This window comes from Carnimonas bestiolae (genome assembly GCF_051251145.1).
Taxonomy (GTDB): Bacteria; Pseudomonadota; Gammaproteobacteria; order Pseudomonadales; family Halomonadaceae; genus Carnimonas; species Carnimonas bestiolae.
In genome coordinates this window covers 52096-75451 of sequence record NZ_JBPCZK010000012.1, presented here as the reverse complement: position 1 = coordinate 75451, position 23356 = coordinate 52096, and the positions used below count along the sequence as shown (strand labels likewise).

At 58.8% G+C, this 23356-nt stretch carries 20 protein-coding genes; 3 read left to right on the top strand and 17 right to left on the bottom strand.

The genetic code is table 11. From position 1 onward, the window contains the following. Positions 1-335: 335 nt before the first annotated feature. Complete coding sequence (cobM, locus tag R84865_RS12415) at positions 336-1085, bottom strand: precorrin-4 C(11)-methyltransferase (protein ID WP_435639825.1); 750 nt, start codon at positions 1083-1085, stop codon at positions 336-338. Further along, positions 1082-2371, bottom strand: coding sequence for a precorrin-6y C5,15-methyltransferase (decarboxylating) subunit CbiE (gene cbiE, locus R84865_RS12410; protein ID WP_435639824.1), 1290 nt, complete (start codon positions 2369-2371; stop codon positions 1082-1084). Before cbiE ends, cobM begins: the two co-directional genes overlap by 4 nt. Before the next feature lie 100 nt (positions 2372-2471). Here cbiE and R84865_RS12405 point away from each other — a divergent pair, with 100 nt between their 5' ends. Beyond that, the gene (locus R84865_RS12405) at positions 2472-3230 is read left to right on the top strand and encodes a cobalt-precorrin-6A reductase (protein ID WP_435639823.1); all 759 of its coding nucleotides are present in this window, start codon (positions 2472-2474) and stop codon (positions 3228-3230) included. On the opposite strand, the gene R84865_RS12400 is transcribed toward R84865_RS12405, so the two are convergent. From R84865_RS12400 to polA, 13 genes are all read right to left on the bottom strand, one after another. After that, positions 3221-3973 (bottom strand): precorrin-3B C(17)-methyltransferase, encoded by a 753-nt coding sequence (locus tag R84865_RS12400; RefSeq protein ID WP_435639822.1) that lies wholly within the window; start codon positions 3971-3973, stop codon positions 3221-3223. The two genes, R84865_RS12405 and R84865_RS12400, sit on opposite strands and share 10 nt — an antisense overlap. Beyond that, positions 3970-4794: a precorrin-2 C(20)-methyltransferase gene (locus R84865_RS12395; protein ID WP_435639821.1), complete on the bottom strand. Its 825-nt coding sequence runs from the start codon at positions 4792-4794 to the stop codon at positions 3970-3972. Before R84865_RS12395 ends, R84865_RS12400 begins: the two co-directional genes overlap by 4 nt. Next, entirely contained in the window at positions 4791-5429 is a 639-nt protein-coding gene (locus tag R84865_RS12390; protein WP_435633320.1) for a precorrin-8X methylmutase, read from the bottom strand. Before R84865_RS12390 ends, R84865_RS12395 begins: the two co-directional genes overlap by 4 nt. 97 nt (positions 5430-5526) lie before the next feature. After that, positions 5527-6747, bottom strand: a complete 1221-nt coding sequence (locus R84865_RS12385) for a ferredoxin-like domain-containing protein (protein WP_435633321.1) — start codon at positions 6745-6747, stop codon at positions 5527-5529. Further along, positions 6744-8246: a beta-Ala-His dipeptidase gene (gene pepD / locus R84865_RS12380; protein WP_435639820.1), complete on the bottom strand. Its 1503-nt coding sequence runs from the start codon at positions 8244-8246 to the stop codon at positions 6744-6746. The genes R84865_RS12385 and pepD overlap by 4 nt, the downstream gene beginning before the upstream one ends. 108 nt (positions 8247-8354) lie before the next feature. Next, entirely contained in the window at positions 8355-10433 is a 2079-nt protein-coding gene (locus R84865_RS12375; RefSeq protein ID WP_435639819.1) for a GNAT family N-acetyltransferase, read from the bottom strand. Positions 10434-10689: 256 nt separating this feature from the next. Then, entirely contained in the window at positions 10690-11610 is a 921-nt protein-coding gene (locus R84865_RS12370; protein ID WP_435633324.1) for a class I fructose-bisphosphate aldolase, read from the bottom strand. A 91-nt stretch (positions 11611-11701) separates the two neighbouring features. Continuing rightward, positions 11702-13249 carry a DHA2 family efflux MFS transporter permease subunit gene (locus R84865_RS12365; RefSeq protein WP_435639818.1) on the bottom strand — a complete coding sequence of 516 codons (1548 nt, stop codon included), beginning with the start codon at positions 13247-13249 and terminating at the stop codon, positions 11702-11704. Positions 13250-13251: 2 nt separating this feature from the next. Further along, positions 13252-14415, bottom strand: a complete 1164-nt coding sequence (locus R84865_RS12360; RefSeq protein WP_435639817.1) for an HlyD family secretion protein — start codon at positions 14413-14415, stop codon at positions 13252-13254. Positions 14416-14651: 236 nt separating this feature from the next. Continuing rightward, on the bottom strand, positions 14652-15248 hold the full coding sequence (locus tag R84865_RS12355; RefSeq protein ID WP_435633327.1) for an ATP-dependent Clp protease proteolytic subunit: 597 nt from the start codon (positions 15246-15248) through the stop codon (positions 14652-14654). Between the two features lie 260 nt (positions 15249-15508). After that, a complete protein-coding gene (locus R84865_RS12350; RefSeq protein ID WP_435639816.1) occupies positions 15509-16117 on the bottom strand; it encodes a hypothetical protein in 609 nt (202 codons plus the stop codon). Beyond that, the gene (locus R84865_RS12345; protein WP_435639815.1) at positions 16117-17049 is read right to left on the bottom strand and encodes an alpha/beta hydrolase; all 933 of its coding nucleotides are present in this window, start codon (positions 17047-17049) and stop codon (positions 16117-16119) included. Before R84865_RS12345 ends, R84865_RS12350 begins: the two co-directional genes overlap by 1 nt. A gap of 45 nt (positions 17050-17094) precedes the next feature. Further along, positions 17095-19893 carry a DNA polymerase I gene (gene polA, locus R84865_RS12340; RefSeq protein ID WP_435639814.1) on the bottom strand — a complete coding sequence of 933 codons (2799 nt, stop codon included), beginning with the start codon at positions 19891-19893 and terminating at the stop codon, positions 17095-17097. 248 nt (positions 19894-20141) lie between these two features. Here polA and R84865_RS12335 point away from each other — a divergent pair, with 248 nt between their 5' ends. Both R84865_RS12335 and R84865_RS12330 read left to right on the top strand, forming a co-directional pair. After that, positions 20142-20477, top strand: coding sequence for a DUF2782 domain-containing protein (locus R84865_RS12335; RefSeq protein WP_435633331.1), 336 nt, complete (start codon positions 20142-20144; stop codon positions 20475-20477). Positions 20478-20628: 151 nt separating this feature from the next. Continuing rightward, on the top strand, positions 20629-21591 hold the full coding sequence (locus R84865_RS12330; protein WP_435633332.1) for a homoserine kinase: 963 nt from the start codon (positions 20629-20631) through the stop codon (positions 21589-21591). A gap of 123 nt (positions 21592-21714) precedes the next feature. Here R84865_RS12330 and R84865_RS12325 read toward each other — a convergent pair whose 3' ends face one another. Next, positions 21715-22518 carry a hypothetical protein gene (locus R84865_RS12325; RefSeq protein WP_435633333.1) on the bottom strand — a complete coding sequence of 268 codons (804 nt, stop codon included), beginning with the start codon at positions 22516-22518 and terminating at the stop codon, positions 21715-21717. A 135-nt stretch (positions 22519-22653) separates the two neighbouring features. Beyond that, on the bottom strand, positions 22654-22938 hold the full coding sequence (locus tag R84865_RS12320; protein ID WP_435639813.1) for a septal ring lytic transglycosylase RlpA family protein: 285 nt from the start codon (positions 22936-22938) through the stop codon (positions 22654-22656). Positions 22939-23356 lie beyond the last annotated feature (418 nt).

Here is a 23356-nt window from a genome sequence, read left to right as displayed (position 1 = left end):
GTGGTGAGTGACGTTGCCGTCCGAATCGAAACGAGCGCCCACACAAATTGTCTGATCGATTTGTTAAAGAGCGTCGAACTGAAGCGCTAAACCGTGCCCCGTTCGAGTGGATGCGTATTCTACGCAATCCGGTGTGGAAGTCAATCGCTTTTTTGCTTTCGTTAACGTTTCCGTTAGCTCAACAACACCGCGCTTTACCTCCGGAAATCAACGGCTTAACAAATCCGCTAACTTCCCACTGCTGAGGACCTGCCCCAGCGGTGGAGGCGTACTTTACGCACCATCTCGGTGCTTTGCAAGGCGTTTTCGAAGATAATTTTTGGCGGCGTATACGCTCAGCGAAATCGGCGGCAGTAATCGCTGCGATAAAGCGCGCTATTATTGAACTCCACCTCGCCCAATGCCCGGCCCACCAGCACCAGTGCGCTACGCTCAAAACGGTGCTGGGCGCAGGCTTCAACGAGCTTGGCAAGCGGTGCCGTAACTATCTGCTGTTCTTCCCAACTGGCGCGATACACCACTGCGGCGGGGCAATCTTCGCCGTAAAAAGGACGCAAGCGCTCAACAATTTCATCAAGGCGATGAATAGCTAGGTGAAGCGCCAGCGTTGCGCGCGTTTTGGCAAAATGCTCAAGCTGCTCGCCCTCGGGCATTTTCGACGCCCGGCCAGAAAGCCGCGTTAGTACTAGGCTTTGCGCCACCTCGGGAAGCGTTAGTTCGCGTCCAATGGCTGCCGCAGCAGCAGCGAATGCCGGAACGCCCGGCGTTAGGGTGTAGGGAATACCGAGGCGTTCCAGCACTCTCAACTGCTCTGCGAGCGCGCTATAAAGCGATAGATCGCCAGAATGAAGCCGCACCACCTGCTGGCCTTGCTGCCACGCGCACATATATTCGTGTTCGAGCTGCTGAAGATCGAGCGATGCCGTATTCACCTTTCGAGCGGAAGCCGAACAATACTCGAGCAGTTCCTGATTAACCGTAGAACCGGCGTACAGGCACAGATCGCACGCTGCAAGCAGGCGCTGCCCGCGCACGGTTATCAAATCGGCCGCCCCCGGGCCCGCACCAATGAAATGAACGGTCATAGCGTCGGCTCCGCGTGGCTGTCCGGCTTCTGCCAGCACCATTGCATAATCGAACGCGCCGGCTCCCAGCCTGTTAGCGCACCCAGCGGCGCACAGCACTCGATGCTGAAGCGCGAAAGAGTGCCGCCAAGCCGGCGATAGCTCTCGGTCAGCAACGCGTCGCTTTCAAGCGTGACGCTATTCGTCACCAAGCGGCCTGCGGGCTCGAGCATTTCAGTCATACGTTCGACCATCTCGGCGCTGGCACCGCCGCCGATGAAAACAGCGTTTGGCGTCGCGGTTATCGAATGGATAATGCCGGGCGCGGCACCTTCCACTACCGTCAGCCGATCCGCTACACCAAAACGTTGCGCGTTCGCTTCTATACGCCGACAACGCTCAGGATGACGCTCTACCGCTACTGCGCGTAGCGACGAATCCAGCAGCAACCACTCTATCGCAACCGCCCCGGAACCCGCCCCGATATCCCAGAGACAGTCGCCCTGCTGCGGGGCGAGTCTGGCCTGAACAGTGGCTCGAATTTCTTCACGGCTAATTTGCCCGTCGTTAAGAAAGTCATCTCGGGGGCGGCCGGGAGCCAGACTAGCGGCAGCTTCGCTAGGCCCTGAGCCAACCTTGGAAAGCTCGAGCGCCACCATGTTGAGCGGGTGGATATTGTTGTCGTCGAAGGCACCGAGCCTTACGTAATGGCGCACCCGCTCATCCGCTCCACCTAACGCTTCGAGCACCGTCATACGGGAGTGCTGATAGCCGCGCTGGCATAAATACTCCGCTATCTGACGCGGAGATTCTGCTCCCGCGCACAGCACCATCACGCGTGAGCCGTGCAGCAAGGCCGAATCGAGCTGCGCTAGCGGCCGCCCGCACACCGACACCAGCCTGGTGTTTTGCTGCGCCCAGCCCAGTCGCGCGCAGGCCAAGCTAAAGGCAGACGGAGCCGGAAACACCTGCATCTCAGCCGCAGGAATCGCACGGGCAAGCACGCTACCGATGCCGTAAAGGAAAGGATCGCCAGACGCCAGCACCACAATCGACTGCCCCGCAAGCTGACGGATACGCTCGACACTGCTCTCGATAGGCGACTGCCATACTTCGCTATCGCCTTGAATCAAAGGCGCCGCCAGCGACAGATGGCGTTTACCACCAAATACCACCCGCGCCGCCGCCAATGCGCTGCGCGCCACCGGATTCAGCCCGTCGATACCATCTTCGTTGATACCCATAATGGTCAGCCACGCCGAGCGTTCGCTCGCTGTCGCGCCGGTGGCACTGTTATCCTTGATCACTACCGATTACTCTTTTGGAAGGCTTGTTTAGCAGTTACCTGAGAAGGCACTTAAGCCCTTCAGTGATACAAGCCTTAATATCCTTTGGGTCCTACCTTACATGGCGACACGCGTACTGATTCTTGGCGGCACCGCGCAGGCTCGCTTGCTCGCACAGCAGATTGCGCCGCAGTTGGATGTGCGTCTTTCTCTGGCAGGCGTAACGCAAACGCCGATTAACCAATCGGTGCCAACGCGGCGTGGAGGCTTTGGCGGTGCACAAGGGCTGGCACGCTACCTTCGCGAACAGGCCATCGATGCCTTGGTACTCGCGACCCATCCCTTTGCCGCGCGTATGCCTTTCAATGCCTCGCAAGCCGCCGCTAGCGCGAACGTGCCCCTGCTACGCTTGCTGCCGCCGCCCTGGCAACCGCAGCCGGGCGACGCTTGGCACACCGTGCCTTCGCTGGAGGCAGTGCCCGCACTGCTGGGCAGTACACCGCGTACCGTGCTGCTCACCACAGGGCGTCAACAGCTGGCCACCTTCGCGCAAGCTCCGCAGCACCACTACATAGTGCGCAGTATCGAAGCGCTTCCCGCCGATCTTCCGCTACCCAACCTCACCAGCATACGCTGTCGCGGACCTTTTTCGCTGGAAGACGAAATCACCTTGATGGAAGCCTACGCCATTGATCGGGTAGTCAGTAAGAATAGCGGTATGGATTCAGTCAAAGCGAAGCTAACCGCCGCGCGCGAGTTGGGTATACCAGTCATTATGGTGGCGCGCCCGCCCAGTCCACCTATGATGACCGTCTCCAGCATCAAGGCTGCCGTTGATTGGCTGCGCGGCCTGCCTTCTCATCATAAATGTCAGGCATAGCGCGGCGTATACACCAGCGCCGGCTGCCCATCGCGCTCCACCACCCGGGTCGCCGGTGAGCCAACAATCACCATGGTCGCCATATCCGCCCAGTCACTTTGCGCATCGGCAAGCCGTGCGATGCGAATGCGCTGATCAGGGCGCGTTACCGCACGCGCGAAGATGACCGGTGTCTGGGAGGGCAGGTATTCTCGCAACAGCTCGAATGCGCGCCCCAACTGCCACGGGCGGGAAGAGGAAATTGGGTTGTAGAAGGCCATTGCCAGACCACAGTCTGCCGCTGCCGCTAACCGACGCTCGATCAATTCCCATGGTTTGAGGTTATCTGACAGCGATAAACAGCAGAAGTCGTGCCCGAGAGGTGCACCGCAGGCAGCGGCGGCGGCAAGCATCGCGGTAATGCCCGGCACCACAGCCAGTTCTACCTGACGATAGCTTTCAGGCCCCGCTTCGATCTGCTCACACACCGCCGCTGCCATGGCAAAAACGCCCGGATCACCGCCTGATACCATCACCACCCGATGGCCGTCGACAGCCGCATCCAGGGCATGCCGTGCGCGCTGCGCTTCCACGCGATTGTCGGAAGGCACCGCACGCTGGTGCGCGGCCAGCGCCAGGCGCGCCAAATAAGGGCCGTACCCGTAAAGCAGCTCGGCTTCTTCCAGTGCCGCACGCGCCGCTTCGGTCAGTTGCTCGGTAGCCCCCGGACCAATGCCGATAACGCTGAGTTTACCGGTGCTCATGATGATGGCTCTGTCGAGGCGTGAAATAGCGGCGAGTCGAAGCCCAGTTCGTGCCACCCTGGCACCAGTATCAATGAGAAATAAGGCGCGTGATCGTCGTGCTGCTGTGCAAGCGGCATGATTCGGCACTGCGGCTGAGCAACGCGCTCAATATAAAGTGCACGCTCAAGCTTACCGCACTGGGCTAGCACCTCTCGCACGCGTCCTAAATGACGCCCGATTTTCATGATCACTAGCGCATCGCAGCCTTCGATACGCTCACGTAGCCGCTCGGAATCCAGCGTTCCAGGGATCACCGTCACGCTGTCATCGCCCTGACAAATCGGCAGCTGCGCCGCTGACCAACTGGCTGACATCGCGCTAATTCCGGGAACAACTTCGGTGGGATAACGGCCGGCCAGGCGCGTATGAAGATGCATGTAGGAACCAAAGAACAGCGGATCACCTTCGGCAATAACGGCCACGCTGCGACCAGCGTTCAGATACGGCACCAGACGGGCTACACAGTCTGCGTAGAAATCAGCCAATAGCGCCTGATAGCGCGGATCGTGGCGATGTATTTCAGTCGTGACGGGATAATAAAGCGCTAATCGCTCGACACCGGGGGACAAGTGCTGCTCGGCAACGCCCAGCGCATGGCTGTGATTGCCGGCCTTGGCGAAGTACGCCACAACATCGACCTTGGCGAGCACGTTAACGGCCTTCACTGTCATCAGCTCAGGATCGCCGGGCCCCACGCCAACGCCATAGAGCGTACCGCAGTTCGCCACGGACTGCGCCGCCGTGCCAGCCGCCGCAGAGCCCTCACTCCTTGCTCTCATAATGCATCACTCGCCAGCGCGTTAACGGTTGCGGAGGCGATTGCGCTGCCCCCCATGCGCCCGTGCACAACGGCATAAGGCAATGCCAGCGCGCTTGCTGCCAACGCTTGCTTCGACTCGGCCGCTCCGACAAAGCCGACCGGCACGCCAATCACTGCGGCTGGTCGCGGCGCGCCCCGCTCGATGGCTTCGAGCAGATGAAACAGCGCCGTTGGCGCATTGCCAATCACCACCAGCGCCCCTTCCATGTGCTCGTGCCATAGCTCCATGGCGGCTGCCGAGCGGGTAGTGCCAAGCTGCTGAGCCAGCGCTGCGGTGCGCTCGTCGCGCAGCGTACACAGCACTGGATTGTCAGCGGGTAATCGCTTGCGCGTTACCCCGCGCTCGACCATTTCAGCATCGCAAAGAATAGCGGCACCCTGCTGAAGCGCATGGCGCGCATGCTGGGCAAACTGGTGCCCAAACTCGATATGCTCGGCAAGCTCAACAACGCCGCACGCGTGGATCATGCGCACCGCGACATGGCTCTCCAGCGTATCGAAACGGGTGAGATTCGCTTCACTGCGAATAATGGCAAAGGAGCGCTGGTAAATGGCCAGGCCGTCACGCTCGTATTCATAGCGTTCGTTGATCATCGAACGGAAACTCTTTTCTCGGTTCGGCGCTAAGCCACACCAGGTAATAAGGGCACGTTAACTCAGGCAGGAATTGTACTGAATCAGCCGTCAAACATCAGCGCTGAACAACTAACTCTCGCAGCGCCGCTGCAAGATTACGGTTATTCAGGGTAAGTTGCTGGACGGGGGCATCGTGGGCAAGTCCGTTAGGCACTACCGCAATGCTCGACTCGTCCTCCCCGACCAGACACAGCGCGGCATCATTGGGGCGAGCACATCCTTTGGCACAACCCGATACATGCACCGGGCGAATCCGTCCACCGCTGGACGCGATCACCTCTGCCACCGTATTCGCCAGCGGACGCGTCTGCATGTGCGCTGCCGCACAGCCAGGCGCGCCGCGGCAAACGCTGATAGCGAGTCGAGCATCATCATGATGGGTAATCAGCCCCAGTGCACCGAGTTCGGCTAGTGCGCGGGAAGGGGGCAATGGTTGCTGCGGCAACAGCAGCAAGCGGCGCTGAGGCAGCGGCCACAGCGTTGCCTCAGCCATTGCGCACCACTCGCCCACTGCTCTCAAGGTGGCGGCATCGAGTGCGCCGTAAGGCGCTGCCACCAACAGTGAACCGTCGACACCGCTACCCAGCTCGCTTGGCTGGCCATCGATAGCCGGCAGCGCTGGCGTCGCGCCTTGCTGTGCTAGCAGCGTCGTCAACGCTTCAGCGTGCTTGAGCTCGCGTCCGCGCTGGCCGCTGCCGCCTTCCGCGAGCAGTGTCAAAAGCGCCATGCTGGTATCGAGCAGGCTATCAGGATGCTGCTCAGCACTGCGGAACCAGCGCGCCTCGCGCGCGCGGCCGCCAACGCCCAGCCAGTAGCCATCGCTGGTAATCCGCAGCCGAAGGTCGGCACTCAACCCGCCCACGCCATAGCGGCCCTGCTCTTCGATCACTACCGAGCATTTGGGCGAGAGTGGCAATGGTACCGCCGATAGGCGCTCGACAAGACGATCGCGCAGTGCCACAAGCAGTGCGCCACCTTGAGCATTCGGCTCGAGCGTTACCGCTGGCAGCGCCTCAGCCTGCGGCATAACGTGGCTCAGCTCGGCAGCAAAGCGCTTGGCACTGGCGGTGCTGAAACCACGCGCTTGTAGGTTGCCACGCTGGGTGAGGTCGATATCGCCGTTGCCATAACGCTCGATCAGCTCGGCCAAACGTACCAGTTGCGCTGAAGATGCCCCTTCGCGCCACGGCGCCAGCCTGACCAATAGACCGTCGCCGGTGGCCATCGGCACTGCCAGCGATGGGCACGCCCAGCGCCGCCCGGGGCGTTGGCTCATGCCGGCAGCGGGTCCTTGGCGAGCGATTCGATAGTGCCGCGCAGCAGCCCCCAGAACGCCTCAACGGCGGCCAGCTCAACCCGCTCACTGGGAGAGTGCGGCCCTTTGATGGTCGGCCCGAACGAGATCATTTCGAGGTGGGGATATTGGGCACCAATAATGCCGCACTCGAGCCCAGCGTGGATCACCTTGACCTCTGGCGAGTGGCCTTCGACCTGGGTATGAATATCGCAGAAGCGCGTGAGCAGCGGCGAATGGGGAATCGGATTCCAGCCCGGATAGAACGAGCTACTTTCAGCACTGAAGCCGCCCAGTCTGGCCAGACCTTCGATGCGAGCCGCCAATGCCAGCGCAGCGCTATCACGCAGCGAGCGCACCATGGCGTCGAGACTCAGACGTCCACCTTCCAGCTCAACGATACCGATATTATTGGACGTCTCGACAACGCCGGGCACCTCATCGCTGTAGCGCTCAACGCCGTATGGCAGTGCGCCAAGCAGCCTGATGAAACGCGCTGAATCTTCAGCAGATAGCGCGGCCTGACGGGGTACTTCGTCGCTAACCGTCACGACAACCCCAGCGTCGACTTCGGCCAGCTCTTGCTTGAGCGTTGCTTCCAGTTCGGCCACCTGAGCTGAAATCGCCGCCACATCGGCGTTTTTCACTGCGATCACCGCGCTAGCGCTGCGGGTAATGGCATTGCTCATTTCGCCGCCACGATAGGACGCGATAGCGACAGCGCCTTCTTCAAGCGCATCAAGCACTGCCAGCAGAGCACGCGGCAGCAGTTGGTTGGCGCTGCCCTTCTGCTGATTAATTTCTACGCCAGAGTGGCCGCCGTTAAGACCGCTTACCGAAAGTGTCAGGAAGGTCCACTGCGAGTCCAGTTCATGCTCGACGAAGTGCTCGCTGATTTTTACGTGCACACCGCCCGCACAGCCGATATAGACCTCGCCGCGGTCCTCGGAGTCCATGTTGAGCAGATAGCGCCCTTGTAGCCAGTTGGGCGCAAGCCGCAATGCGCCGCCCATCGAGGTTTCTTCTTCCACGGTGAACAGCGCTTCCAGCGGGCCATGAACCAGCTCGTCGTCGGCCAACACCGCCAACGCCCCCGCCACACCGATACCATTATCAGCGCCTAGGGTAGTGCCCTTGGCCCACAGCCAGCCATCGCGCACCTCGGTCAGGATGGGATCCTTCGAGAAATCGTGTTCGACATCGGCCTGCGCGACCATATCGACGTGACTTTGCAGCGTCACCACCGGCACTTGCTCGTAGCCGGGCGTCGCGGGGCGTTTCACCAACAGGTTGCCACCTTCATCACGCTCGGAACTGAAGCCTCGCTGCTCCGCAAACTGCTCAATCTTGCTCAGGATCGCTTCTTCCTTGTAAGAAGGGCGCGGAGTGTTACACAGCAGACGAAAAAAGTGCCAAATCGGCGCTGGCGATAGTGATTCCAGATGTTCGTTGGGGTTCCCGACCGGGGCTTCGTTAGACATGCAACTCTCCTGACAAAAATATCGATCACTACTGTAACGCGTGGTCAGCGCCGATGCCCTTAACGAAATGGCATCTGGTTACGTGGTTAGGTTATAGCGAGACTGCCTTCATGACTCTTCCGGCTGCACTGGTTTGAGCATTTGCGCGCACCACTCACGCCACAGAGCCTCTCCGGCGGCGCGCCCGCTCTGCTCGAAACGACGTGCCAGCCAGCGCTCGTCCTTGCCCTGGTAGAGCATTCCCAGCAGCCCTTGCCGAGCATCGCTGTCGAGGTGCTCACGCAGGCCGCCCCAGTGGCTCTTCAGCAGGGTGCGATAGGGGGTAAGCGGCGCATGCGCCTGAGCAAGCCGCTTGAGTGCACTCACGAGTTCGGGCGAGGAAGGAATGGCATCGGGCAGCATTAGCCGATCAACCAGCGCCACATCCAGCTCGCGCAGTTCCATCGCGAGTCGCTCCTCGAGCGTTAGCGCCCAGCGCTGACGGCACTGCCGAAACAGGCTGGCGCCCTCGGCATTGAGCGCGCGCCCCACCATCACCGCGTGCTCACCGGAAGAGCGTTCGGCTCGCAGACCAAGGCGCAGCGGTAAACAGGCTAGACGCGACCAGAAATGCACCAGTCCAGCTTCAGCACCGAAGCTCGCCCCCAGCAGCGCCACGCCTTTACTGGCGGCATCCAGCGCCACTGCATCGACGAGTTTTCTGGCGATACCACGCCGCTGCGCAGCAGGGTGCACGGCAATCCGCATGATTCTGCGCCAGCGCAGTTGGGCCGCCTGCTTCAGCCCTTCGTGCAGCGCCAGTGATTGAGGCAGCAGTTCGCCCGGTAAACGTCGCTCGCCCCGCGTTACCGCCTCGGCCATATCGGGCGTATAGCCGCCTTCGTCGACGCTGGCGCATACGCCTAGCAGCTGTGTGTTGTCGCGCGCAATCCAGATTGAGATCGGGCGCTGGTCAAGCAGTCGCGTCAGATCGCTCGGCGCAGTGCGATAGTGGGCCGTTACTAGCAGACCAAACAGGGTGTTCAGCGCGGCATCGCTGGCCGCCAGACGGTCGCGATCGATGCGCTCGATGCGCACTTCGTCAAACTGCAACGGCCCTTCCGGCACCTCGCCATTCAGACACAACAGCTGATTGGTCAAGGCTTCCAGAGGATCGCCTTGCGCCCAGCGCACCGGCGTATCCAATGTCAGCGCCTGCCAGTCAGGCGTGCGCTGCTCGAGATAATCGCGGAAGCGAATGGCAAAACCGCGACCGCTGCCCTCATAACCGTGGGTGGTGGTCGCGAAAGCAATACGCGGGAAGCGCTCAACGCACTGTTTCAGCAGCTTTACCGGCAGCGCCGCTGCTTCATCGACCAACAGCAGACTGCCATCGCCGCCGGGCGGGTGGGCACTCTCCAAGGCTTGCTGTAAGGCGAGCGCGTCGAGAAAGCGTACCTCACCATCGGGATGCACGAAGTTGTGTCCTTCACGCTGACCTTCCGGCGCATGCTGCTCAAGCTGAGCAAACAACGACTCCACTGAAGCGAAGGCGGGCGCCGTCACTAGCAGCGTACCGCCTTTCTCACGTAAGCGCTGCGCTGCTGCAATACCCATCGCGGCGCTTTTGCCACGACCGCGATCGGCTGTTAGCACCAGCGGGCGGCGGCGTTTAAGCGAGGCAAGAGCGGCCACGGCGTGGCGCTGATCGCTACTGAGATACCCTTCGCTATCACGCTCGGGTTGCCACTGAGGGGCGTTATCGAAGCCAGGTAAAGTCAGCTGCCCGTTGAGCAAGCGCGCGATGGCCGAGGATTGCTCGAGCAAGCGCTGCATACGCTTGCCGGAGCGGCCAATAAAGCTCACGTTGCTAGTGATTAGCACGAACACACCGCCGGCTTTCAAGGTGCCTGAGAGCGCGCCAAAGGCATCTGCGTCCATGCCCTCGCGCGCGTCAAACAGCACAGCATCGGTCTCCTCGCCTAACCGACGCTGCGCTTGGCCGGGCTGGACCCAGCTAATGTCGGGCGCCTGCTCGGGCCGCTGATTCGCCACCCACAGCGCGCGCGCACCGTAATGCGCAAGCAGCGCTGCAATCGTGTCGTCGCTGGGAGAGTCGCACCACAGCAAGGTACGAAATCCCACTGAGGCGAGGCGGGTATCCAACTGCTGCAGTGAAGAACAGAGATCGGCACTTGGTGACGTCATAACGTATCCATCCTGAAGGGCTGATTCATTATGCCAAAGATAGCGGTCGCGTGGCGCTTCTTCCTCGCCGCCCTTACAGTACCGCTATTCAATTGCGCGCCTGTAGCTATAGCCGTGGGCTAACCGCTCACGAAGCTCAGGCAGCTTACTGGGAATCATCGATCGACTCGGCACTCGTACTCAGCCACTTTTTCCACGCAAAAAAAAGCGCAGCGCTCGAAAGCGCTACGCCCTTTACCCTATCGCCGCTTAGCGATCAGGCATGGTCCTTGAAGATGGTGACGATTTGGTCGAGCAACTGCAGCGCCTCTTCACGCGGACGCTGGAAGGTGTTGCGACCAATAATGCTGCCGAAGGCACCGCCATCTGCCAGGCCCTCGATCGTATTGATCAGGCCGTCTGTGTCGGTGGCTTCGCCGCCAGAGAAAATCACGATGCGGCGACCGTCGAAGGACGACTGCACGACGTGACGCACGCGTGCTGACAGCGACGAGATGTCGATTTTCTGCTCTTCGTAGACTTTCTTGGCCGCCGGCAGGCTGAGATGCTCGGTCGGCGGTTTGACCTTGATGATATGCGCACCCAGCAATGCGGCAATGTGGGCAGCGTAAGCGCAGATATCCACCGCTGTTTCGCCGGGCTTGTCGAGCTCAGGCCCGCGCGGATAGCTCCAGATCACCACGGCTAGTCCCGCAGCCTTGGCTTCGCGCGACAGCTCAGCGATTTCTTCGAACTGCTCGAACTGATAGTCGGAAGAAGGATAGATGGTAAAGCCGATGGCCGACGCACCTAGACGCAGAGCGTCATCAATGCTGGCGGTAATCGCCTGATCCTTCTGCACCGCGAGGCTGTTGGAGCTGTTCATTTTCAGAATCAGCGGAATCTGCCCAGCGAAGGTATCGGCGCCCGCTTCCAGCATGCCCAGCGGCGCTGCGTAACCTGAAAGACCTGCATCGATGGCGAGCTTGAAGTGATAGTGCGGATCGTAAGCGGCGGGATTGGCCGCGAAAGAACGCGCAGGGCCGTGCTCGAAGCCTTGGTCGACCGGCAGGATAACCAGTTTGCCGGTGCCCGCTAGCTTGCCTTGATTAAGAAAGCGCGCAAGGTTGGCTTTGGTACCCGGATTATCGCTCTCGTACCAGCCAAGAATTTCCTTGACTCGTGCAGTCGTTGACATAGTTTTTTCTCTCTCGTTTGTTTATTGCTTTGGTAAAGATCCGCCGTTTATTGCGAATCCTTATACTTTGAGAGTACCGCAGATCAAATCGTCATGCACGGGAGGGGGAGCGAATTATCAAAGCCAACGGGATCAGCAGGATATAGAGGAGTCCCATCCACAAGAAGATGTCGTTGTACGCCAGTACCTGCGCCTGAATATTGACGTTACGGGCCAGTAGCTGGATAGCAGAGGTGTGCGGGTCAGCAGTCACCCCCTGGAATATTTGCTCATACTGGGTGATACGCTCCAGCACCGCCTGACGTCCATCGTTAACGGCGGGGATAAGCTGCTGCCAATGGTAATGATCGCGCATGTCGAGGATAGTATCGATCATCGCCAGCCCCACCGCGCCCCCGAGATTACGCATCAGGCTGAACATACCGGCACCTTCGCCTATCTTGTTCGCTGGCAATATGCCAATGGTGATGCGAGAGGCCGGAATGATGCAGGCGATCATGCCGACACCGCGAATGATTTGCGGCCACAGGAATTCGTGAAACCCTGACTGAGCAGTCAGGTTGGCGTTCATGATGGTGCCGGTCGCCACCATTACCAGCCCCACGAGAATCAGCGTACGGTGCGATACCTTATCGCCGAAGCGCCCCAGCAGCGGCGCTGCAACAAACATCGCCGCACCGGTAACGAACATTACTTCGCCAATATCAACACTGGGGTAGTCGCGAATGGTACCGAAGAACAGCGGCGTCAGGTAGACCAGCCCGTATAGCGCCACGCCCAGCACGAAGATAATCAGCGTGCCGACCGAGAAATTGAAAAAGCGAAACAGCCGCAAATCGACAATCGGGTTTTCAGCGGTGAAGGCGCGCCACAAGAACAATACGCAGGACACCCCGCTTACCACCGCCATCCAGAAGATCATGCGGTCGCCAAACCAGCCATCGTCGTTACCCTGCTCGAGCACGAATTCAAGCGCGCCCAAAAACAGCGCCATGAAGATCAGGCCCCAATAATCGAGATTGCCCAACGCGCCCTGCTCGCGTTTATCGATATCGAGATTGCGCCACATGACCCAGCAGGCCAGCAGGCCCGGCGGCACATTGAGCAAGAACAGCCAATGCCACGAAAGGTGCTCGGTCACATAGCCGCCCAGGGTCGGGCCAATCGAAGGCGCCAACGTTGCCACCAGCCCCATGACCGCCTGCACCGACCCCATTCGATTGCGTGGAAAAATGCCGAAGCTAACCGCTTGCGTCAGGGGAATCAGCGCGCCGCCCAGAAACCCTTGCAGCACGCGCATCACGATCAGCATCGAGAGGCTGGTCGACATGGCGCAGCCGATACTGGCGAGGGTGAAGCCACCGCACGAGATGACCAGCGCGGTTCGCGTCGAGAGCACGCGAGACAGCGTACCCGCCAGCGGAATCATGACGATTTCCGCAATCAGGTAAGAAGTTTGCACCCACGAAATTTCGCTGCGACTGGCGGCAACGCCCGCCTGCACTTCATTCAGCGAACTGGCGACTATCTGGATATCCAGCACCGCCATGAACATGCCCACGATCGCCGCCAAGAAACCGAGTTGCTGGCTGCGCGGTGGCATTGACGTGGGCGGCCCTGCCGCGTGTTGACTGCTCATGGTCAGTGACCGTGATTGGCATCAGGCGCCGATTGGTCGGGCGATAGATTGGGCAGTTGACTGGCGGAGCCATCCAGACTGAGGTTGGGTTCAGGCAGCACATACAGTTGGTTGCTGCCTTTGTGGCGCGTATCCACTTCAGGTACCACCGACAGCCCCGCCTGCAGTCGACCCAATTGATCGGCGGGCCCGGTCAGGCGAATACGCACCGGCACGCGCTGCACAATCTTGTTGAAGTTACCGGTGGCGTTATCCTGCGGCAGCAAGCTGAACTCGGTGCCGGTGGCTGGCGCGATACTATCGACCACACCGCGATAATCGATGTCGGGATAGGCGTCCACCTTGACCGATACTGACTGGCCAATGCGCATATCCTCGATCTGGGTTTCCTTGTAGTTGGCAACGATATACAAGGAATCGACCGGCACCAGCTGCAACAGGCCCATTTGCGGCTGCGCGTAGGTACCCACCTCGACGGTGCGGTTTCCTACTACGCCATCGGCTGGAGCGTAGATGTGAGTGCGGCTCAACTGAGTTCGTGCGGTTTTAACTTCTGCTTCCGCTGATACTACGCTCGCGCGCGCCGAGTCGAGCGCCGCCTCTTGAACGGCAAGCTGACGACGGGCCGACGTTACCTGAGCATTCCCGCTCTGCACATTGGCATGGGCTACCTGCCGATCTGCGCTATCGTCGTCCAGTTGCTGGCGCGAGACCACCCCACGGCTATTTAGCATCAAGGTACGGTTGAAACGCGCAAGCGCCTGCTCTTCAGTCGCTTTACTCGAACTAAGCTGAGCCTGGTATTGGGCAATCTGAGAGCGACTTGCGTCTACGTTGCGAGACGCCTGTACAACCTGCGCGTTGGCTTCCGCCAGTTTTGCGTTGGCCTGATTGAGACTATCGACGTAATCGCGGTCATCCAACGTCACCAACAGCTGCCCTTTTTTGACCCGCTGGTTGTGCTCCACATGCACACCCACCACCCGCGCATTAAGTTCCGAGCGCACCGCTACTGCGTCGCTTCTGATATAGGCGTCATCGGTAGACTGGAAGAACCGCCCGGTTTGCAGCCAATAAAGGCCCCACACAATGGCGGTAATCAGTAAGACGAGAAAAACCAGGGTAAATATCAGTCCCTTAAGCCATTTTTTTGTTAGCGCGTGCATTCAGGATTCCAGCGGTAAATATCGGAAAGACGTTTAGTTGGATAAGCGAGGGACGAATTCCGCAGCAGCGCGAGCGCCCAATGAGGCTGGAAGGTTACGCCAAGCAAGCCCTAAGCTCAATCTAAGCAACCGTCAAAGGTGCGCTCGTACGATAGCGCTCCCCACTATAACTACGCCAAAAAAACGCCCCGCCGCTGATAACAGGGGCGGGGCGTTGCTATGAGTATAGCGCTGGATTAGTCGATGTCTTTGGCCGACACGACAATTTTCTTAACCAGCCCATACTCGACGGCTTCTTCAGCAGACAGCCAGAAGTCGCGTTCGGTATCTTCACGAATTCGCTCAATCGCTTGACCGGTGGCATCGGCGAAAATCTGGTTGAGTCGTTCACGCATGCGAATGATCTCTTTCGAGTAGATCGCGATGTCGCTCGACTGACCCTGGAAACCGCCAGAGGGTTGATGCAGCAGGAAGCGCGTGTTGGGCAGTGAATAGCGATTTTCTTTCGCCGCCGCCGCAAAGATCAGCGCGCCAGCGCTGGCAACCCAGCCGGAACCGATCACGATAACGGGCGACTCGATGAAGCGAATCGCGTCGAAGATCATGTCGCCCGACTCTACGTGACCACCCGGTGAGCTGATGATCACCTGGATCGGATCATGGCTGAGGTAGTCGAGCGCATGCAGTTGCTGCACAACTTCACGCGCCATTTTCTGCTCAATCTGACCGGTGACAAACACTTTGCGTGCATTAACCAGGCTCTCGGCCAGCTTGGTGGTTACCGAGGTTTCGTTATTGCTGTCTTTCTTCTGCTCTTCGCTGGCTGTGATCATTACAAGCCGACTCCTGTTTAACCTGGCGATTCTGCGGATAGCAAGGGAACTCTGAGAAAACGTCTACGCGGTGCGTAGATATCGTTTTGTCAGAATTCCCGACCTGTTTTCTAGATGCGTGCGATAAACCAAATTTCAACAGCGCGCTACACGCTAACCACTTTTCGCATCCGTGATGCTCTTACCCTACTGAACGCCAGCATAACGCATCAGCGCGCTAGCGGGCAGAGGCAATACCACAACGGCAATGAAGTGCTGGTTTATTCGGCGATCTGACCGCCAAAGCCCATCTCGTCTGCTAGCTGCAACTGCTGCTCGATACTGCGGCCATCTCTGACACAGGGTGTCCATAGCACGGGAGCCGCTAGTCCATGCGCGCAAGACACCGCCACCATCCGAGCGCGCCACACATCCAGGCTACGCTGTTCGCCCTCACTGCCTGACTCGAGCCCGAGTGCCTGCGACAGCGATGTTTCGCAGATGATCAGCCGCGTAACCCCTTTCGCAGCGGCAATGCTATCGATGGACAATACCCCCGTCGCCGTCGAAATCAGCGGCCAAATGGCGCATCCCGACATCGCCGCGAGCTCCACGGTATTGGCACTCTCACATGCCGATAGCAGCAGCGTATCAACTGCGGCGGTCGCGCGACAAAAACGCAGATCATCGTAAAACCTGAGGTGAGCAGCGTGATGAGTGCGCACCTTGAGCGGTGCTGTCGCGTTAGCGTGCCACGCCTCAACAGCGGCGTTTATTTCGCGGTAACCGGCCACCTCTTCGCTGAGATCGAGAATACACGGCTCCGCTGACGGAGCGCTCTTTGCCAAGGCATCAAGCGTCACGCGTTTGCCCAACGTGCTAATAGCCATTATTCGCCGACCTGTTCACTGCATGCCAAGCGCGCCATGACAAATTCGGCAATTCTTGCAATCGCTTGCCGCGCCTCAGGCACTTGCTGGGGAAACACCTGCCAAACGTGCCATAGCCCTCTCCATACATCGAGTTCGACCTCGCCCCCCGCAGCACGGATGCGTTCTGCCATACGGGTAGAATCGTCCAGCAGGATTTCGTTATCACTTACCTGTAAAAGCGTTGGCGCAATATCCGCCAAATCACCAAACAATGGTGATATCTCGGGCTCTTCCAGCGAGCGGTGGGGACAGTAGGCGCTAATGCACTCGCTCAAGCGCTCGGCAGGCAGCAGCGCATCGCGACGCACGTTACGTTTGAACGAAGCGCCGCTGCCGCTTAAATCGGTACAGGGTGAAAGCCCTACCAGGGCCGCTGGCTGCGGCAACCCCAGGCGCTTGAGGCGCAGTGCCAAGGCGAACATCAGGTTGCCGCCCGCGCTATCGCCCAGCAGCGCGATTCGCTGAGGCGAAATACCACGCTCCAATAGACAACGATACGCGGCTTCACAATCGTTAAGCGCAGTAGGAAAGGCATATTCAGGCGCCAAGCGGTAATCGGGCACGTACACCGGAACGCCCGTATGCTGCACCAAGCGCGTCGTCAGCGGCCGAAAATCTTCTGGCGCCCCAACCACCCAGGCGCCACCGTGCAGGTAAAGCAGCGCGGCATCATCACTATTGGCCGCCGCGGCGTTCTCGGCGGCAACACGTTCGGCAGTCACCTCGCCAAGCGGTAGCGAGCCGATCGAGGCGGCCCACTGCTTCGGCTTGGCGTTGTGCTTCTTTTGCTCCAGCGCACGCCGCAGTGCCAGCACATCGTCGCTATGGCGTAACCGCCGCTTGGCGGTCTGGCGAATCAGTTCACGCATCAGCAGCGCTCGAATGCTCATGCAGCGTGCTGCTCCTTGCGCGCTGGGATACCGTGCCTCGCCATGTTAATGCGCCTCTTCCCAGTTATTGCCGGACTGCGCTTCTACCAACAATTGCACGTCCAACTGCCCAGCGGCCTGCATACGCGCTTTCACTTCATCGATGAAGGCATCGGCATGGGCTTCACGCACTTCGAATACCAGTTCGTCATGCACCTGCATCACCATCATGGCGTCGTGCTGGCAGTCGTGGGCGAGCCAGTGGTCGACGTCGATCATCGCGCGCTTGATGATGTCGGCGGCGGTTCCTTGCATCGGCGCGTTGATCGCGGTTCGCTCGGCGGCCTGACGGCGCTGCGCATTGCGCGAGCCGATTTCGGGCACGTACAAGCGGCGACCAAATACCGTTTCTACGTAACCATCTTCCGCTGCCTGGGCGCGTGTTTGCTCCATGAAGCGTGCCACCCCAGGGTAGCGATCAAAGTAGCGGTCGATGTAGGTTTGCGCTTGATTGCGCTCCAGACGCAGCTGTTTGGAAAGCCCCCACGCGCTCATGCCATAAATCAAGCCGAAGTTGATCGCCTTGGCACTGCGACGCTGGTCGCTACTGACCTTGTCCAGCGCCACGCCAAACACCTCAGCCGCCGTAGCAGCATGGATATCGCGGTTTTCAGCAAATGCCGACAGCAGCCCCTTGTCGCCGGACAGGTGCGCCATGATGCGCAGTTCGATCTGCGAATAGTCGGCGGCTACGATCAGATATCCGGGGCGCGCGACGAAGGCACGCCGGATCTTGCGCCCTTCCTCGGTGCGCACGGGTATGTTTTGCAGGTTGGGATCAGAGGACGACAAACGCCCGGTCGCAGTCACGGCCTGATGGTAGCTGGTATGAATGCGCCCATCGTGCGGATCGGTCAGCTGCGGCAGCTTATCGGTGTAGGTCGATTTGAGCTTCGACAGGCCACGATGCTCGATAATCAGCTTGGGTAGCGGGAAGTCGAGCGCTAGCTCTTCCAGCACCGCTTCCGCGGTGGATGGTGCGCCTTTGGGCGTTTTCTTGATAACCGGCAGCTTCTGCTCTTCGAACAGGATCTCGCCGAGCTGTTTGGGCGACCCTAGGTTGAACTCGCGTCCGGCTAACTCATAGGCTTTGGTGGTCAGGGCTTCGATGCGCTCGTCCAGTTCGCGGCTCTGCTGCGCAAGCAGCGTCGAATCGATTTCGACACCATTGCGCTCAATGCGTGCCAGCACGGGAATCAGCGGGGTTTCGAGCGTATCGAGCACGCGCCCCAGCGAACCTTCAGCATCGACTCGTGGCCGCAGCTTCTGATGCAGCCGCAGCGTCACATCGACATCTTCACAGGCGTATGGCACCGCCTCGGCAAGCTCGACCTGATCGAAGGTGATCTGCTTTGCGCCCTTGCCCGCCACTTCTTCGTATTTAATGGTGGTGTGGCCCAAATGCGTTAGCGCCAGCGTGTCCATATCGTGGCGATTAGCGGTCGAGTTGAGCACGTAGGACTCCAGCATGGTGTCGAACAACGTGCCTTTGACCTCAATGTCGTAGCGCGCCAGCACTTCGATATCGTATTTGAGGTTCTGACCAATCTTGGCGATATCCGCGTTTTCCAACAGCGGCTTGAGTGCTTTCAGCACGTCATCGCGATCGAGCTGCTCTGGCACGCCCAGGTAGCTATGCGCCACCGGAATATAGATAGCCTCGCCCGGCGTTAGCGCCGCCCCAATACCCACGATTTCTGCCTGCATATAGGCCAGGCTGGTCGTTTCCAGATCGAAGCAAAACGCCTCGCTTTTTGCCAATCGCGCCAGCCATTCATCCAGCTCAGCACGCTCGGTCACAGCGCCGTAGTTCACTGCGCCGAAGTCGGCGGGCACCAGTGCTTCATCGATGGCATTCGCTGCCGATGCCGCGCTACTTTTCGACGCGGCCTGCGTACTGCCGGAGGCACTGGCAGCATCGTCGCCGGTGAGTTCGTTAAGCCAGCCTTTGAATTCAAGCTGGGTGTATAGCTCAACCAAGGCGTCGCGGTCGGGGCTTGGCAGCGCCATATCGTCGAGCGACACCGGCAGATCGCAGTCGGTACGAATGGTCGCCAGCTCGTAAGAGAGGAACGCCTGATCGCGATGCTGCTCGAGCTTGGCGGCCATACTTTTAGCGCCGCGAAACGACAGCGTTGCCAGCTTGTCGGGGTGGTCGTAGATCGCCTTCAGGCCCGCACCATAGCCTTGCAGCATCGCCAACGCCGTTTTGTTGCCCACTCCCGGCACCCCGGGAATGTTATCGACGGAATCGCCCATCAGCGCCAGGTAATCGATGATCAGCTCGGGCGGGATACCAAATTTTTCGGTAACGCCTTCGACATCGAGCGTCTCGTTTTTCATGGTGTTAACCAGCGTAATGTGCTGATTCACCAACTGCGCCATGTCCTTATCGCCGGTGGATATGACCGCATCGCGCGACATTTCGGTGGCGTGGCGCGCCAGCGTGCCAATGACGTCATCGGCTTCAACACCTTCGATACTCAAAAGCGGCAGCCCCAACGCTTTCACGCACGCGTGCAGCGGCTCTATCTGCGCGCGCAGGTCATCCGGCATCGGCGGTCGATTGGCTTTGTAGTCGCTGTAGAGATCATCACGGAAGGTTTTGCCCTTGGCATCGAAAACCACCGCCATTGGGCTGTCAGGGTAGTCGCGCATCAGGCTTTTCAGCATCGACACCACACCACGCACCGCGCCGGTGGGCTGGCCGCTGCTGGTAGAGAGCGGTGGGAGCGCATGAAAGGCGCGGTATAGATAGGCTGAACCATCGACAAACACAAAGGGGGGTGCGGCCTTGGCTGACATCCGAAACTCCAAAATAGGGCGTGCAACGCGTTAGCAAACGCAAGCTATCTGCTCATGATACTTAGCGGGCGGAGTTTTAGCATCCGCTGTCAGCCAAACGGCCGCTTGCGCATCCATTATGCCCTCTTGCTGCGGTGCCATGATGCTGAAAAAAGCACCGTTGCAGCGCAAGCTTCAGCAAACTCAATAGCCTTGCCGCCGCATTGGGCCTACACTCAAATTAACGCATGACTTTAAAGGCCACGATCATGACACTAACTCAACGTGCAGCGTTTGCCGCCAGCGCCTCTCTCGCACTTAGCCTTGCCGCTATTCCTAACGTGCAGGCTGAAGCCGAGCAGCAGCCTCAACAACCGCAGTCCACTCAGCAGCAGGACGCGCCGGATCCTGATATCACAACCCATCAGGATAATGGCCGCGAGGTGAAGGAATATCGCGTTAACGGTAAGCTTTACGCGATCAGGATCAAGCCAGCGCACGCGCCGGCCTATTATCTGGTCGATACCGATGGCGACGGCAACTTCCAGCGTCAGAACGATGACCAGCGTGTGGTGGTGCCGCGTTGGACTATCGCTAGTTGGTAGCATTAGCACGATGTTACGTTTTTCATCTTCACTGCAAGAATAATTCACCGCAACGCTCGTCGTGTTGAGCGGAGATGATGGTAGAATCTGGGCACGCAAACGTGCGGCAGCGTTCCGCCCTACTTCTATTCAGTCACGTTCAGGAATCTCGATGGCGGTATTCACACCTTTGACCGATGAGCAGGTCAGCGCGTTTCTAGAACGCTTTGACGTTGGCCAGTTGGAAAAACTCGAAGAAGTTGCCAGCGGCACGGAAAACTCGACATTTTTCGTGACCACCGATCGCTATCGACTGGTACTGACGTTATTCGAGCAGGGAGAAGTGGAAGAACTGCCGTTCTTTGTCGATTTGCTCACCTACCTCGATCAACACCAGCTGCCGATTGCCAGCCCGCTGCGCGACCGCCAGGGCAAAGCGCTGCAGCTGCTGGTTGAGCGTCCAGCGTTGCTGTTCCCACGACTGGGCGGCAGCCATCCTGAGCACCCCAGCGTGGCACAGTGTGCGGCCATCGGCGATGCACTGGGGCAGATGCACCGCTGCAGCCAGGGATTTTCCGGCTCGCGCCCCAATCCACGCGATCTGCGTTGGATCGACGCCAACATGCCGAAGGTCATGGCCTATCTCAGCGACGATGATCGCCAACTGATGCTCGATACCTTCGATACCATCGAGGAGCAGCTGGCGCCTTCATCGCGCTCATCAAATGAGCTGCCGCAAGGCGCGCTACATGGCGATCTATTCCGTGACAATACAATGTTCGAAGGCGACAGCCTGAGCGGCCTGATCGACTTCTATAATGGGTGCACCGGCGATCTGCTGTTCGACCTTGCCATTGTGATCAACGATTGGTGCAGCGATGCCCACGGCGAGCTCGATATTGAACGCTATCAAGCAATTCTCAACGCCTATCAGCAGCAGCGCCCGCTCACAGCGCGCGAACGACAGGTGTGGCCCGCTATGCTCACCATGACGGCGCTGCGCTACTGGCTGTCCAGATTGCTGGTGATTTACGTCGATCCACCGGCGCACTCGCTCACGCCGAAGCCCCCGGAACAGTACCGCGATATGGTCAAGGCGCGCGTTAATCAGCCGGTTGATGCATTGAGCGACTAGCCTCTTCTACACCCCGCGCCCTCTCGGAAACGACAACGGCCGGAAGCCGCCTATGGCGACTTCCGGCCGTTTTGCTATAGCGCCACTATCACTCAGCGGCGCAAAGCTTGAGCCATCGAGCGTTTAGAAGCCGATACCGAAGCGCACCCCGATAATGTCGCGCTTAGCATCTTCCCCGAATCGCTCGCTGGCACTGCCAAACGAGTATGTCTGCTGGCCGTCCATATTGAACGACTGGCGGGTGTAAAAGAGCGTAGTGATGTAGGCAAAGCGGGTTGCCTGATTAATCCAGGAGAGCTCGACGTAAGGATCCAACTTGTCGTCGGTATCCATGTTCTCGCCTTCGTCCATCTTGATTCTGCCGTTGACCGAGTAATTGGCGCCGGCTTCAGCACGCAGCACGTTATAACGATCGACCATCACGTTAAGACCGGCACCCGCGCCCACCTTCCAGACATGTGCAGACTTGGCCCATGCATCACTATCATGGCTGTAGTTAATATACTGATAGCCGCCGTTTAACAGCAGGTCGAACTGGGTATACTGATTGATCCCAAAACGGTAGCCAAGTTGCACCATGGCGTCGGCTGCGTCGCTGTACTTGTCGTGCAGATAATTGACTTTGATATCAAACAGCGGGGTATTGGACGAGTTGTAGATATCGAGCCAGCCTTTCCATGTCTGGTACTTGTTACCGTACTCAAGGAAGGCGCCATAGCTGGCGACGTCGTCACTACCTTTCTCCGTCCATTCTTCGGAATAGCCAGGCTCGTCCCCGTTATACGTGCTCTTCCCCTTGTAATGACTATCGGCCAGCTGCCCGCCAACGATAAACATGGAGCCTCCTGCGGCAGACGCCGACGAGGAGTAAACGCCCAAAGCGGCAACGGCGATAGCCGACAGCCAGATTCCCTTGCTGAATGTCATGATTTTTTCTCTGAATGGCGAGATTAATTCTCGCTTGTAATGACGAGACGCCCTACTACTACGGCGCCCCTATACACGGACGCCGCTATTCACTGCGGTTTTCCCGCTAAAACTGTTTATCTGCCAAGCGCTTAATTAATCGAGCACTTTAAGACGCACCTGCTGCACGCCGTGTTCCACCATACCCAAACGACTGGCGGCCTTGTGAGTAAGGTCGATCAATCGATTGCCCACGTAAGGACCACGATCGTTAATTGTAACGATTGCATTGCGACCATTGCGCAAGTTGGTGACCTGAACCTTGGTACCGAAGGGCAAACTACGATGAGCGGCGGTCATGTCGTTATTGCTGAAAGTTTCGCCGTTAGCAGTGGTACGACCTTCGAACCAGTCAGCATAGAAAGAGGCTCTGCCACGCATGACAGTTTCCTGAGCGTCGGCATGAGGAATGGAAACAACGCTGATAACAGCAAAGGAGAAGAAGGCAAAAAACAACGCGAGCATCCGCCCAGCGGCAGACGAAAAAAACGATCTAAATAAATATGAACACATGTAAATAAACTTTCCTGGCTGCGCCTGACAAAGGCGGTCACTATGTCGAACATTCCTGTTGGAAAAACTGCTATCAGCCCTGACAACATAAGCAAGGCAACGTTCATCAATCGCTTTCAATTCACTGCGCAGAGCGCCGTCGAAAAACCGGGTAGCATTCAACCTGCCCCCCGCTCAAAGACGGTGAACATCTGCATAGACTGCGATCAATAATGTCGCGGAAAATACCTTAAAAGAGCGAAATTGTCTATCTTTTAACCAGCCGTCTATCACGTCTTATCGAATA